Origin of the sequence: Streptomyces sp. NPDC059957 (assembly GCF_042730015.1) — a bacterium.
Lineage (GTDB): Bacteria > Actinomycetota > Actinomycetes > Streptomycetales > Streptomycetaceae > Streptomyces.
Map to the genome: position 1 here is coordinate 1 of NZ_JBHWMB010000018.1, position 13,684 is coordinate 13,684.

General features: G+C 71.1%; 12 protein-coding genes. 10 read left to right on the forward strand and 2 right to left on the reverse strand.

The window, feature by feature from the left end:
• Nucleotides 1-333 precede the first annotated feature (333 nt).
• Nucleotides 334-1,875 (forward strand): histidine ammonia-lyase, encoded by a 1,542-nt coding sequence (gene hutH, locus ACFWBW_RS14405; RefSeq protein WP_385372311.1) that lies wholly within the window; start codon nucleotides 334-336, stop codon nucleotides 1,873-1,875.
• Between the two features lie 93 nt (nucleotides 1,876-1,968).
• Here the strand turns inward: hutH and ACFWBW_RS14410 are convergent, their stop codons facing one another.
• A complete protein-coding gene (locus ACFWBW_RS14410; RefSeq protein WP_385372007.1) occupies nucleotides 1,969-2,259 on the reverse strand; it encodes a hypothetical protein in 291 nt (96 codons plus the stop codon).
• Nucleotides 2,260-2,423: 164 nt separating this feature from the next.
• On the opposite strand from ACFWBW_RS14410, the gene ACFWBW_RS14415 reads away from it, so the two are divergent.
• From ACFWBW_RS14415 to ACFWBW_RS14435, 5 genes are all read left to right on the forward strand, one after another.
• Nucleotides 2,424-2,708 carry a hypothetical protein gene (locus ACFWBW_RS14415; protein WP_266905171.1) on the forward strand — a complete coding sequence of 95 codons (285 nt, stop codon included), beginning with the start codon at nucleotides 2,424-2,426 and terminating at the stop codon, nucleotides 2,706-2,708.
• 116 nt (nucleotides 2,709-2,824) lie between these two features.
• On the forward strand, nucleotides 2,825-4,102 hold the full coding sequence (locus ACFWBW_RS14420) for an Ig-like domain-containing protein (RefSeq protein WP_385372012.1): 1,278 nt from the start codon (nucleotides 2,825-2,827) through the stop codon (nucleotides 4,100-4,102).
• Between the two features lie 159 nt (nucleotides 4,103-4,261).
• Nucleotides 4,262-5,749 carry an ABC transporter permease gene (locus ACFWBW_RS14425; RefSeq protein WP_385372014.1) on the forward strand — a complete coding sequence of 496 codons (1,488 nt, stop codon included), beginning with the start codon at nucleotides 4,262-4,264 and terminating at the stop codon, nucleotides 5,747-5,749.
• A gap of 118 nt (nucleotides 5,750-5,867) precedes the next feature.
• On the forward strand, nucleotides 5,868-6,545 hold the full coding sequence (locus tag ACFWBW_RS14430; protein WP_266880775.1) for an ABC transporter ATP-binding protein: 678 nt from the start codon (nucleotides 5,868-5,870) through the stop codon (nucleotides 6,543-6,545).
• Between the two features lie 44 nt (nucleotides 6,546-6,589).
• Complete coding sequence (locus ACFWBW_RS14435) at nucleotides 6,590-7,588, forward strand: GNAT family N-acetyltransferase (protein ID WP_385372018.1); 999 nt, start codon at nucleotides 6,590-6,592, stop codon at nucleotides 7,586-7,588.
• A 31-nt stretch (nucleotides 7,589-7,619) separates the two neighbouring features.
• Here ACFWBW_RS14435 and ACFWBW_RS14440 read toward each other — a convergent pair whose 3' ends face one another.
• Nucleotides 7,620-8,534: a helix-turn-helix transcriptional regulator gene (locus ACFWBW_RS14440; protein ID WP_385372021.1), complete on the reverse strand. Its 915-nt coding sequence runs from the start codon at nucleotides 8,532-8,534 to the stop codon at nucleotides 7,620-7,622.
• A 220-nt stretch (nucleotides 8,535-8,754) separates the two neighbouring features.
• Here ACFWBW_RS14440 and ACFWBW_RS14445 point away from each other — a divergent pair, with 220 nt between their 5' ends.
• From ACFWBW_RS14445 to ACFWBW_RS14460, 4 genes are all read left to right on the forward strand, one after another.
• Entirely contained in the window at nucleotides 8,755-9,801 is a 1,047-nt protein-coding gene (locus ACFWBW_RS14445; RefSeq protein ID WP_385372024.1) for an NAD(P)-dependent alcohol dehydrogenase, read from the forward strand.
• A 154-nt stretch (nucleotides 9,802-9,955) separates the two neighbouring features.
• The gene (locus tag ACFWBW_RS14450) at nucleotides 9,956-12,142 is read left to right on the forward strand and encodes a sulfatase-like hydrolase/transferase (RefSeq protein WP_385372027.1); all 2,187 of its coding nucleotides are present in this window, start codon (nucleotides 9,956-9,958) and stop codon (nucleotides 12,140-12,142) included.
• 257 nt (nucleotides 12,143-12,399) lie between these two features.
• On the forward strand, nucleotides 12,400-13,116 hold the full coding sequence (locus ACFWBW_RS14455) for a hypothetical protein (protein WP_385372030.1): 717 nt from the start codon (nucleotides 12,400-12,402) through the stop codon (nucleotides 13,114-13,116).
• A gap of 74 nt (nucleotides 13,117-13,190) precedes the next feature.
• A complete protein-coding gene (locus tag ACFWBW_RS14460; protein WP_385372034.1) occupies nucleotides 13,191-13,622 on the forward strand; it encodes a hypothetical protein in 432 nt (143 codons plus the stop codon).
• The last annotated feature ends 62 nt before the right edge of the window (nucleotides 13,623-13,684 follow it).

Here is a 13,684-nt window from a genome sequence, read left to right on the forward strand (position 1 = left end):
CTGGGTGGCTCGCGCCCCCGGGGGGCCCTGACACAGACCACGTGCTCGAGAGGCTGGAGGGGGAAAAACACGATGTGAGAGGGGGGTCCGGGCGCAGCCCGGGGAACGGGCGAAGGGCGGGTAGGGGAACTCGCCCCCGCAGGGCACGGCCAGCCGCACCCGCCCACCGGCCCCCGCCCCGACGGCCGTGGCGGCAGGGCCGACCAGCCACCGCCGGACGGAGTTCGGCGCAGCGCGGCGAAGCCGGTAAGGCCCCAAGGGGCCGCACCGCGCGAGCCGCGCATTGGAGGGGTGACATGAAGGGATTCAGTCCGTAGGGTGCTGAATATGGATATGCACACTGTCGTGGTGGGAACGTCCGGGACCACCGCCGAAGACGTGATCGCGGTCGCCCGCGGCAACGCCCGCGTCGAGCTTTCCGGCGAGGCCGTCGCCGCGCTCGGGCGGGCCCGGGAGATCGTGGAGGCGCTCGCCGCGAAGCCCGAGCCCGTCTACGGGGTGTCCACCGGGTTCGGGGCGCTCGCCTCCCGGCACATCAGCCCCGAGCTGCGCGCGCAGCTCCAGCGCAACATCGTCCGCTCGCACGCCGCCGGCATGGGCCCGCGCGTCGAGCGCGAGGTCGTGCGTGCGCTGATGTTCCTGCGGCTGAAGACCGTCGCCTCCGGGCACACCGGCGTCCGGCCCTCCGTCGCGCAGACGATGGCCGACGTGCTCAACGCCGGGATCACCCCGGTCGTGCACGAGTACGGCTCGCTGGGCTGCTCCGGCGACCTCGCCCCGCTGTCGCACTGCGCGCTCGCGCTGATGGGCGAGGGTGACGCGGAGGGTCCCGACGGGACCGTGCGGCCCGCCGGGGAGCTGCTCGCCGAGGCCGGGATCGAGCCGGTCGAGCTGCGCGAGAAGGAGGGGCTCGCCCTCCTCAACGGCACCGACGGCATGCTCGGCATGCTGGTCATGGCCCTCGCCGACCTCGGCAAGCTGTACACCTCCGCCGACATCACCGCCGCGCTGACGCTGGAGGCGCTGCTCGGCACCGAGAAGGTGCTCCAGCCCGAGCTGCACGCCATCCGCCCGCACCCGGGCCAGGGTGTCTCCGCCGCGAACATGGCCGCCGTCCTGAAGGGTTCCGGGCTCGTCCGGCACTACCAGGAGGAGACCGCCCCGCGCGTCCAGGACGCCTACTCCGTGCGCTGCGCCCCGCAGGTCGCCGGTGCGGGCCGCGACACCATGGCGCACGCCGCCCTCGTCGCCTCCCGCGAGCTGGCCTCCGCCGTCGACAACCCGGTGGTACTGCCCGACGGGCGCGTGGAGTCGAATGGAAACTTCCACGGCGCCCCGGTCGCGTACGTCCTGGACTTCCTCGCCATCGCGGCAGCCGACCTCGGGTCGATCGCCGAGCGCCGCACCGACCGGCTGCTCGACAAGAACCGCAGCCACGGCCTGCCGCCGTTCCTCGCGGACGACGCCGGCGTCGACTCCGGGCTCATGATCGCCCAGTACACGCAGGCCGCGCTCGTGAGCGAGATGAAGCGGCTCGCGGTTCCGGCGTCCGCCGACTCGATCCCGTCCTCCGCCATGCAGGAGGACCACGTCTCGATGGGCTGGTCGGCCGCGCGCAAGCTCCGTACCGCCGTCGACAACCTCACCCGGATCATCGCGATCGAGATGTACGCGGCCACCCGCGCCATCGAGCTGCGCCACGGGCTCACCCCGGCGCCGGCCAGCCGGGCCGCCATCGCGGCGGCGCGCGCGGCCGGTGTGGAGGGTCCCGGGCCGGACCGCTTCCTCGCGCCCGACCTGGCCGCCGCGGACGCCTTCGTTCGTTCGGGTGCGCTCGTGGACGCCGTCGAGGCCGTCACCGGCCCCCTCGCCTGACGAGTGGATGAGTAGTCGTTCGAGCACGCGCGAAGGGTGCGGCCCCGGGGACATCCCCGGGGCCGCACCCTTTGCGCGTGTCTGCGGCGGTCGTTACGCCGTGCGCGAGCGGCGTACGGAGAAGGCCACGAAGCCGGCTCCGGCGCCCAGGAAGAGCGTGCCGCCGAGCAGGTAGGGCGTGGTGTCCACGCCGCCCGTGTCGGCGAGCTGGAGGGCGGGTGCGGGCGTTGAGGCGGCCTGGACCCGGGTGTTCGCGGCGGAGGGCGCGCCGGCGGCGGCCTTCGCGTGCTCGGGCGCGGTGGCGCCCGCCGAGGGGACGAACCACAGCGCGGCGAGGAGGGTGGTCGCTCCGAGAGCGGTGAGTGTTGATCGGCGTGCGGACACGGTGCGATCCCCCTTGTGGCAGCAGCGAATTGGCCCCGTGCGGTGATGCTACGGAAAGGGGCGGGTCGTGGGAAAGTCGGGGCTGCCGCGGGATTACTCTCCGTCGTATGGAACCTTCTGAGACCTCACGATACGTACGCCTTCGGGTTGATTTGGTACTTGAAGTGCCGGACGTCGACGCGCTCACCGGAGCCGCCCTCGCGCACATCAAGGCCGACGAGTTCATGCCGGACGAGGAGCGCGGCCACGCCGAGGCGGCCGTCCGGGAGGACGAGTCGGAGGCCCTGGCCTACCTGGTGGACCCCACTGACCTGGTCGCGGGGATCCCCGGGGTGGAGCTCGCGCAGGCCTCCTGGAGCAGCGAGCCCGTGGAATACGACCCCGAGTCCATGGAGTGGGACCTCGACGAGGAAGATGGGGAGCTCGAAGAAGAGACTGACAACGCCTGACGGTGGGGTTGACCACATTCGAACGGAATGTGGCAGCACCTCGGGGTGTAATGCGTTGTCAGGACGAGGCAGGGGGGTCATGCCCCCTGCCCGGGGAGTTCGGGGTTCCGGCAACGATGGAGTGGCGTGTGAGGACGGACAGTAAGCGTCGGAGAAGGTCCCTGGTGGCCATATCCGCCGTACTCGGCGGCGTACTGGTGCTCGCGGGATGCGGCGGCGACGACGGCGACAAGACGCCGAAGGGCAACGGTGAGGCGTCGGCCAAGTCCCAGGCGGACGTGGACGCGGCTGCGGCCAAGGACGCCTCCAAGGCCAAGATAGCCATCACGCCCAAGGACGGCGCCACCAATGTCGGCCTGAACGACTCGGCCAACGTGGCCGTCAGTGACGGCACGCTCACCGCGGTCGAGCTGAAGAGCTCCGAGGGCACGAAGGTGGCGGGCAAGATAGCCGCCGACGGCAAGAGCTGGAAGCCGGACGCCGCGCTGAAGCGCTCGACCAAGTACGCCCTGTCGGCGACCGCGAAGGACGAGGCGGGCCGCGAGGCGCACGAGAACGCCTCCTTCACCACCGTCTCCCCGCAGAACAGCTTCGTGGGCTCCTTCATCCCGGACGCGGGCCAGACCGTCGGCGTGGGCATGCCGGTCTCGATCACCTTCGACAAGTCGATCAAGGACAAGAAGGCCGTCCAGGCGGGCATCACCGTCACCTCCAGCAGCGGCCAGGAGGTCGTGGGCCACTGGTTCAGCACGCAGCGGCTGGACTTCCGCCCGGAGAAGTACTGGAAGGCCGGTTCCACCGTCACGCTGAAGCTGGCGCTGGACGGGGTCCAGGGCGGCCCGGGCATCCAGGGCGTGCAGAGCAAGACCGTCACCTTCAAGATCGGCCGGAGCCAGGTCTCCACGGTCGACGCGAAGAGCAAGAAGATGACGGTCACCCGCGACGGCGCGGTCCTCAAGACCATCCCGATCTCGGCAGGCTCTCCGGAGAACCCGACCTACAACGGCCAGATGGTGATCTCCGAGAAGTTCAAGGAGACCCGGATGAACGGCGCCACCGTCGGCTTCACCGACGACGACGGCAAGGGCGAGTACGACATCAAGGACGTACCGCACGCGATGCGCCTGTCGACCTCCGGCACCTTCGTCCACGGCAACTACTGGGGACCGGACTCGGTCTTCGGCAGCGCCAACACCAGCCACGGCTGTGTCGGCCTGAACGACGCCAAGGGCGCGAACGACCCGAACCAGCCCGCGGCCTGGTTCTACGACAACTCCCTCATCGGGGACGTCGTCACGGTCGTCAACTCCCCGGACAAGACCATCAAGCCGGACAACGGCCTCAACGGCTGGAACATGAACTGGGCGGAGTGGAAGGCCGGCTCGGCAGTCTGATCCGCCGGCACCGCAGCTGAACCCCGCGACGGACGGCGGGGAGCCCCGACCAGGGGGCTCCCCGCCGTCCGTCTGTGTGTGACCTGTGAGTTCGCGTTCTCATCCGGCTCTTATGGACGGCTTATCCGGCCGTCACGGGTGCTGCCTACTTTCGGCCGCATGTTCTTCACCTATCTCCGGCGCGAGCTGCGCCGCCGCAGGAAGGCGGCGCTCGTCGTCGCCTCCGGACTCGCGCTGGGCATCGCCCTCGTCATCGTCGTCACCTCCGTCTCGGCGGGCATGACACAGGCCCAGGGCAAGGTCCTCCAGTCGCTCTACGGCCTCGGCACCGACATGACCGTCACCAAGGCCCAGACCCCGCCCGCCGAGGGCGACACCGCGGCCCGGCCCCGCTTCCAGTTCGACGCGAAGGGCGAGAGCGACACCGACGCCGAGGCCGAGCAGAGCAGCGACCTGGTCATGCCGCAGGGCTTCCAGACGCTCGACGCCGCGACCGTGACGAAGGTGTCCGGGCAGACCGGCGTCGCGCAGGCCGTCGGCGGCCTGAGCTTGCAGGTGATGAAGGTCAACGGGCAGTTCAAGCGTGGCGAGTTCAAGCGCGCGGAGGGCGGCGGTACGGCCGCCAAGCCCGGCGCCACCGGAGGCGGTGGTGGTGGCGGTTCGACCGGCACGGTCGAGGGCGGCGGCGCCGACTTCGACGTCAACTCCTTCTCCGTGTACGGCGCGGACGTCACCCGGCCCGAGCTGGGCCCGCTCACCACCTCCAAGATCACCTCGGGTCGCACCTTCGCGGCCGGCGAGACGGACGCGGCCGTCGCCGTCGTCGACAGCGCCTACGCCACGAAGAACAAGCTCGCCGTCGGCTCCGAAGTCACCATCAAGAGCGTCAAGTTCAAGGTGATCGGCATCGCCACCGCCGACAGCGGCGACGCGGCCGCCAACGTCTACGTCCCGCTGGGGCAGGCCCAGACCCTCGCCGCCACCCCCGGCAAGATCACCACGGTCTACGTCCAGGCCGAGGACTCCCAGGCGATCGGCTCGGTCAAGCAGGCCATCCAGAAGAACGTCCCGGACACCACCGTCACCACCTCGGCCGACCTCGCCGACACCGTCTCCGGTTCGCTCTCCACCGCCGCCTCGCTCGCCTCCACGGTCGGCACGTGGCTCTCGTACGCGGTCCTCCTCGCCGCCTTCCTCGTCGCCGGCCTGCTGACCTCCTCGGCCGTGTCCCGGCGCGTCCGCGAGTTCGGCACGCTCAAGGCGCTCGGCTGGAAGAGCGGCCGCGTCACCGGCCAGGTCGCCGGCGAGGCCCTGGTCAACGGCCTCATCGGCGGAGCGCTCGGCATCGGCCTCGGGCTCGCGGCCGCGTACGCCATCACCGCGATCAGCCCGCAGCTGACCGCACAGCTCGCGGGCGGCGCCGGCCGGGGGCAGAGCCAGGGCGGCGGGGGCGGCGGGGGGATGATGCGCTCCGCGCAGCAGGGTGCCGGAAAGGCCCTCGACATCGCGCTCACCGCGCCCGTCTCGCTCTCCACCATCGGCCTGGCCGTCGCGCTCGCCGTCGCGGGCGGACTGATCGCAGGCGGCTTCGGCGGCTGGCGCGCTTCCCGGCTGAGGCCGGCGGACGCACTGCGCCGCGTCGAATAGCCCGCGGCCGCAGGTCCGTAAGGCCGTTGTCCGTGTGTCCGTACGGACGCCCCGTGCGCCTGCCCGCCCGTCTGCCCGTCCGTCCCACCGCCCCGCAACCCGAGGGAACGAACCAGAGATGTACCAGCTCACCGGAGTCACCAAGCGCTACCAGCGCGGCAAGGAATCCATCGACGCGCTCGCCGGCGTCGATCTGACCATCGAGGACGGCGGCCGGCTCGTCATCCAGGGACCCACCGGAGGCGGCAAGTCCACCCTGCTCCAGATGCTCGGCGCCCTGGACCGCCCGACGGCGGGACAGATCGTCCTCGACGGACTCGACCTCGCCACCGTCTCCGAATCCCGCCTCACCCGGGTCCGCGCGGAGAGCATCGGCTTCGTGTTCCAGTCCTTCAACCTGATCCCGACGCTCACCGCCCAGGAGAACGTCGAGACGGCCCTCGTCCCGCTCGGCCTGAAGGCCCGCGAGCGGCGCGACCGGGCCGCCGAGGCGCTGGACTCCGTGGGCCTCGGCGAGCGGATGGGCCACCTGCCCGGGGAGATGTCCGGCGGCCAGCAGCAGCGCGTGGCCATCGCGCGGGCGCTGGTGAAGCGGCCGAAGGTGCTGCTCGCCGACGAGCCCACCGGCAACCTCGACGAGTCGATGCGCGACGAGGTCATGGAACTGCTCGAAGGGCTGTGGAAGGAACACGGCCTGACCTTCGTCATGGTCACCCACGACAGCGCGCTCGCGAAGCGGGCCCCGCGGGTGGCGACGATCCGCCGGGGGAAGGTGACCGTCACCGAAAACGCCTGAGCGCTCCGCCGTGCTCCGCCGCGCTCCGGTTTAGGGTCCGGATCATGACGATCAACCCGCTCTCCGTACCCCCGACCGACACCGAGATCGACCACTGGTGGGCCGTCCTGGCCGCGGCCCGGACGGCGGACCTGCCGGGAACTCCGCCGCCCTCCCGGACGGAGGTGGCCGGAGCGCTGCGGGTGCCCTCGGTGCGGGGGCGCGAGGTGCGCTGGGCGACGGAGGACGCGGTCGCCTCGCTGGTCCTCTTCACGGACGGCGCCAACGACCACACGGCGTTCCTGGACGAGCTGACCGTACGGCCCGACGCGCGGCGCCGGGGTGTGGGAACGGCCCTGTGGGCGGCCGTCCGCGAGGAGCTGCGCGCGGACGGCCGGACCTCGGTGGCGGTGGAGGTGGACCTGGGGGGCCCGGGGCAGGCGTTCGCCGAGGCGGTGGGCTTCGAGAGCGTCCTGTCGATGGCCTGGTACGTGCAGGACGTGCGCGAGGCGCGGTGGGTGCAGGGGGCGAAGGCCGCGGAGGCCGGCCAGGGAGGATCCGCGTCCGCCCCGCCCGGCTACGAGCTGCACTGCTGGCCCGGGCTGGTGCCCGCCGACTGGGCGGACGCCGTGGCCGTGGCCCACGGGGCGATGGAGGACGCGCCGATGGGGGAGCTGGACCAGCAGATCCAGACCTGGACGGCGGAGCGCCTGCACGCGGCCCAGCGCAAGATCCTGGACCGGGGAGGCGCACTGACCACGGTCGCCGCCGTCACCCCGGACGGCGAGGTGGCGGCCTATACGGAGCTGGTCCTCCCTGACCCGGCCGGCCCGCGCGCGCTCCAGTACGACACCGTGGTGGTCCCCGCCCACCGGGGCCACGGCCTCGGCCGCGCGGTCAAGCTCCGCATGCTCGCGGAGGAGGCGACCCGCCACCCGGACCTGCGCACCATCGCCACTTCGGTGGCGGATGACAACACCCCGATGCTCGCGGTGAACGCGACCCTGGGCTACCGGCGCGAACGCGGGGTCGGGTACTTCCAGCTGAAGCTCCAGGCGGGGTAGGGCGGAGTGGAGCGGGGGCGGGCCGCGCGTCCTACGAAGCGGATTCCTCGACGGGGTCCGGGGCGAGGTCCCGGTCGAGGGCGGCACCGGTGGCGGTCGGTGACGCGGACCAGGAGGCGAGGAGGCTGAGGGCGTCGGCCGAGGGGGAGCCCGGGGGTGCGTGGTAGGTGACCAGGAACTGCGCCGGGTCGTCCGGGAGGGCCAGGGTCTCGAAGGAGAGCTGGAGCTCGCCGACCAGCGGGTGGCGCAGTCGCTTGACGCCGTGGATCTTGTTGTCCGCCACCGTGTGGGCCGCCCACAGCCTGCGGAACTCCTCGTTCTTCACGGACAGTTCACCGACCAGCGCGGACAGCCGTTCGTCGTCCGGGAACTGCCCGGCGTACACGCGCAGATTGCTCACCACCTCGCACGCCCGGCACTCCCAGTCCGCGTACAGCTCGGCCGTCGCGGGGTCCAGGAACACCAGCCGGACCAGGTTGCGCTCCGGCGCCGGGAGCTTCCCGAAGTCGCCGAAGACGGCCGCCGCCAGCCGGTTCCAGCCGATGACGTCCTGGCGCCGCCCGACCAGGTACGCCGGTACGCCGTCCATCGCGTCCAGCAGGGTCCGCAGCTCCGGCCGGACCTGCTGGGGGCGCGGGGCCTGGCGGCGCTTGCGCGGCTTGGGGCCGGCCAGGTGGCTCAGGTGCGCCCGCTCCGTGCCGTCCAGGCGCAGGGCCCGCGCGATGGCGTCGAGGATCTCCGCCGACACGTTCTGGCCGTGGCCCTGCTCGAGGCGGGTGTAGTACGCGACCGAGACCCCGGCCAGCTGCGCCAGCTCTTCGCGGCGCAGGCCGGGGACCCGGCGGTGGCGCCCGTAGTCGGGCAGCCCCACGTCCTCGGGGCGCAGTCGGGCACGCCGGGAGCGCAGGAACTCGCCGAGCTCGGCTCGCTGATCAAGCTGGTCCATTACCCCAGTATCACCGCGCGGGGGTGCGCGCCGGGGGCGTGAGCCTGACCCCGCCAAGGGTAGGTTCGCCAGACCTAGGCAGGGCAGGGGGATGGGTGTCCGGGCCGGGGGCGTGCAGGCTGTGAACACACAGCGGTTCCGCACAGCGGTCCCGCATCGCAGGTCCACACAGCAGTCCCGCACGGCAGTCCCGCATCGCAGTCCTCCGAGGAGCCCCATCGTGTCCGTCACCCAGGTCGCCGCCTACGCCGCTCCCGCGCCCAAGGCCCCGCTGGAGCGCATCACCGTCCCGCGCCGTCCGGTCGGTGCGCACGACGTCCTCATCGACATCAAGTTCGCCGGCATCTGCCACTCCGACATCCACCAGGTCACCGACGGCTGGGGCGAGGGCATCTACCCCATGGTCCCGGGCCACGAGATCGCCGGTGTCGTCACCGAAGTCGGCCCCGCAGTGACCAAGTTCGCGGTCGGTGACCGTGTCGGCGTCGGCTGCTTCGTCGACTCCTGCCGCGAGTGCGAGCAGTGCCTCGCCGGGCAGGAGCAGTTCTGCGCCAAGGGCATGACCGGCACGTACAACTCCCTCGACAAGAACGGGGAGCCCACGTACGGCGGTTACTCCACGCACGTGGTCGTCGACGAGAACTACACCGTCCGCATCCCCGACGGCCTCGCCCTCGACATCGCCGCACCGCTGCTGTGCGCCGGCATCACCCTGTACTCCCCGCTGAAGCACTGGAAGGCCGGCCCCGGCAAGCAGGTCGCGGTCGTCGGCCTCGGCGGCCTCGGCCACATGGGCGTCAAGATCGCCCACGCGCTGGGCGCCGAGGTCACCGTCCTCTCCCAGACCCTGCGCAAGCAGGAGGACGGGCTCAAGCTGGGCGCCGACCACTTCTACGCCACGAGCGACGAGGCCACCTTCAAGGAGCTGGCCGGCCGCTTCGACCTGATCGTGTCCACCGTCTCCGCGCCGCTCGCCCTCGACTCCTACCTGGGCCTGCTCAAGGTGGACGGCGCCCTGGTCAACGTCGGCGCCCCGGAGGAGCCGGTCTCGCTGAACCTGTTCTCCGTCATCGGCGGCCGCAAGACCCTGGCCGGCTCGATGATCGGCGGGATCGCCGAGACGCAGGAGATGCTCGACTTCTGCGCGGAGCACGGGCTCGGTGCGGACATCGAGCTGATCCGCGCCGACGAGGTCAACGAGGCCTACGAGCGCGTCCAGTCGGGCGACGTCCGCTACCGCTTCGTCATCGACACCTCGACCATCTGAACCCCGTCCATCTGACCGGCCCCTGACGGCGGCCCCCGGAACGCACGCCGCCCCGGGGGCCGCCGTCACATGCTTTTCATACCCTGTGCATGGTCTCGGCGGCCGCCCGCGCGGACGATCTTCCCATCAGCCTTCAGTCACAGGGGAGTTCGAAATGTCCAGCCGCCGCCACTTCCTCGCGGGTTCCGCGGCCGCCGCCGTCGGCCTCGCGGCCCTCCCGCAGGTCATCCGGCCCGCGCGGGCGGCCGCCGCCGACGGTGCGGAGGGTCCGCCGAACATCGTCGTGATCCTGGCCGACGATCTGGGCTACGGCGACCTGGGCGCGTACGGCCAGAAGCTGATCAGCACCCCGCGCATCGACCAACTCGCCGCCGAGGGGCTCCGCTTCACCGACGCCTACTCCGCGGCCGCCGTCTGCGCGCCCTCCCGCGCCGCGCTGCTCACCGGCCTGCACACCGGCCACGCCGCCGTCCGGGCCAACCCCTCCAGCGGCGGCCAGGGCAGCCTCGGCGCGGGCGACACCACCTTCGCGGAGGTGCTCCGGGCCCGCGGATACCGTACGGGCCTCTTCGGCAAGTGGGGCTTCGGACCGGAGCTCGGGGACCAGCCGAGCCACCCCATCGCGCGGGGCTTCGAGGAGTTCTACGGGTACATCGACCACAGCCACGCCCACCAGTACTACCCGGCGTACCTCTGGAACGGCAACGCCAAGGAGAACGTCCCGACGGGCACCTTCGCCCCCGACGCGATCGCCGCGCGCGCCCTCGACTTCATCGACGACCACGCCGCCGGCACCGCACCCTTCCTGCTCTTCCTCACCCCGAACCTCCCGCACGCCCCGAGCGAGATCCCCGACGCGAGCGCCTACGCCTCCCAGTCCTGGACGCAGGCGAACAAGTCGCACGCGGCGCAGATCAGCCTCCTCGACGCACAGGTCGGCGCGATCGTCGACCGGCTGAAGGAGAAGGGCATCGACGAGCGCACGGTCGTCCTGGTGGCCTCCGACAACGGCCCGCACGAGGAGGGCGGGGTGAACCCGGACCTCTTCGACGCCAACGGCCCGCTGCGCGGCTACAAGCGCAACCTGTACGAGGGCGGCGTCCGCGTCCCCCTGGTCGCCTGGTCCCCGGGCCGGATCGCCCCCGGCACCACCAGCGCCCGCCCCACCCCGCTCTACGACCTCCTGCCCACCCTCGCCGACCTGGCGGGCGGCGCCCCGGCCCCCTCCGACATCGACGGTCTCTCGGCGGCCTCCGTCCTGAACGGCAGCCCGGCGCTCGCCCCGGTCCACAACCACCTGTACTGGTACCGGGACGAGCAGGGCGTCACCAGCCGGGCCAACACCCAGGACGGCGGCCGGGCGAAGCAGGTCGCGGAGGCCATCCGCAAGGACAAGTGGAAGGCCGTACGGTTCGCCCCGGCGCGGGACCGCACGGTGGCGGACTCGGAGTGGGACTTCGAGCTCTACGACCTGACGGTGGACCTCGGTGAGAAGAACGACGTGGCGGCGAAGAACCCGTCGGTGGTCTCGTCGTTGACGACCCTGCTGCGTTCCTCCTGGGCGAACACGTACGTGCGCCGCCCTTGGGGCCTGACGGCGGTCGTCGACGCCGTCGCCTCGACGCTCGTCACGACCGTCTCGAACGGTACGACGCGCGCCTGGCCGGACGTCCGCGTCACCCTCCCGCTCCCGACGGGCTGGACGGCCACCGCGACGACCGCGGCGACCACGGCCTCCCTCGCCGCCGGCGCATCCCTGCAAACGACGTGGAAGCTGACCCCGCCCTCGACGGTGTCCGCACCCGTGCTCCTCGTTCCGCAGGCCACCACCTCGTCCTCCCTCGGCTTCACGGCACCCACCCGTTACACGCCCCTGCCGGCCCCGCCCACACAGGACAGCTACCTCAGCGACCTGCCCTGGGTCTCCGCGGCCAACGGCTGGGGCCCGGTCGAGATCGACCGCTCCAACGGCAGGCAGGCGGCGGGCGACGGCACCCCGATCGCCTTCGGCGGGGTCACGTACGCGAAGGGGCTCGGCGTGCACGCCCCGTCGGAGATCGTCTACCACCTGGGCGGCCGCGGGAACCGCTTCACGGCGCTGGTCGGCATCGACGACTTCTCGAAGAAGCAGTCGGCGTCCGGGGCCACTCGCGCGACCGTGCGCGGTGACGGGCGCGTACTGGCCACGACGGGGATCCTGACGGGTGCGTCGGGCCCGGCGGCGCTCGACGTGGACGTGAGGGGAATCCGTCTCCTGCACCTGGTGGTCGAGGACGCCAACGCGAACTCCGCCTTCGACCACACCTCGTGGGCGGCGGCCCGGGTGACGGTGGTGCTCTGAGGCAGCGCGCGGCGGAGAAATCGGTCCTGGACATTTACAACGCCGCGGACCGTGGGCATGCCGAGAAATCCGTCGGAGTTTTCGCCGAAAGGCGCGGCGTGAAGTTCGTGGAATTCTACGATTTCCTTCCCGCTCAACTCGTCGAACCGGCGGGTCCGATTCCATTCCTGTCCAGCCGGTGGAATCTTGTTGGCGACTGTCAACTCGCCTTGTAGGGTCGCGAATTCATCCCCTCTCTGATTGGAATTCCAGGAGACGTGTTGAAGACCAGAATGATCGCCGCCCCTTTCGCCGCCGCGCTGCTCGTGCTCGCCGGTGCCCAGGTCTCCAGTGCCGACACGGTCGACCCCGCCGCAGAGCAGGCCAAGGAGCAGGCCGATCGGGCCGGTACCAAGAAGTCCCGTGACGTCTTCGCGACGTACAAGGGCAAGAAGATCAACCTGACCAAGAACGGCTGGGGCACCGCCAAGAACTGTGCCGAGTACCCCGACCTCACCGTCAAGTGCTTCGACACCGAAGCCGAGGAGGAGGCCGCCACCAGGTCCTACAAGAAGGCCAAGAAGGGGACCAAGTACGCGATCGCCGAGGCGCCCGCGGGCCGTTCCGCACTGGCGACGAAGAAGGGCGAGCCGAACAAGGCCGGTTCGGCGGCCCTGTTGGTCGACGGTGACGGCTCCGGCTACACCCCGTTCGGCGCCACCCGCCTCTGGGCCCACACCTGGTACACCGGCCGCCAGCTCACCTTCTACAGCGACGGCTCGAAGAACCTGGGCGACTACACCTTCCGTGACCAGGCGTCGTCCGCCTGCAACAACGACGAGATAGGCGGCATGTCCCTCTACGACTGGCGGACCGGAATGCCGGACCCGTCCATCATCGTCGGACTGGCCGGATGCCTCGGAAACCTGCACAGCTATGCCTACCCGGCCGTTGGCCAGAACTGGGGCGACAAGGCCGACGAAGTGACCATGTAACACCCGGCTGTCACCCGAGCCCCCGCACTGACTACAGTGCGGGGTTCTCCCATCCAGCACCCGAGGAGCCCGCGTTGATCGCACGTCGTCTGCTGCTGACCGCATCCCTCCTCACACTTGCCGGATGCTCACTGGAGGCCAGTCCGAAGGGTGACCTCCTCGTCCCCGACCGTCTCACTCCCCAGCCCCACGGGTTCTACCTCCAGGAAGAAGCCAGAGAAGGCGAACCCTTCAAGACGTGGGCAGCTTCCGAGAACAATCCGGACTGGTCCGTCGTGAGTCATGTGAAGGCGGTTCAGCGCGTGGTGGAGGGAGAGGCGGCATACGTCTACATCCACACCGACCTGGATTCGGAGAAGGATGACCCCGGGGTACAGGCCCAGGTGATCGGGGGCGCGTATGCAAAATGGCCTCAGCGTGTCACGGACGCGGTCCGGATCGGCGTCTTCGACGTACAGGGCAAGCGCATGGGAAGGGCCGTGATGGTGGAGCCTCAGCGAAGCTGACGCCATCCGGGCCGGTCACGGTCCGCGCTGCCGGGTCGATGATTCCGATGGTCCCGCCGGCG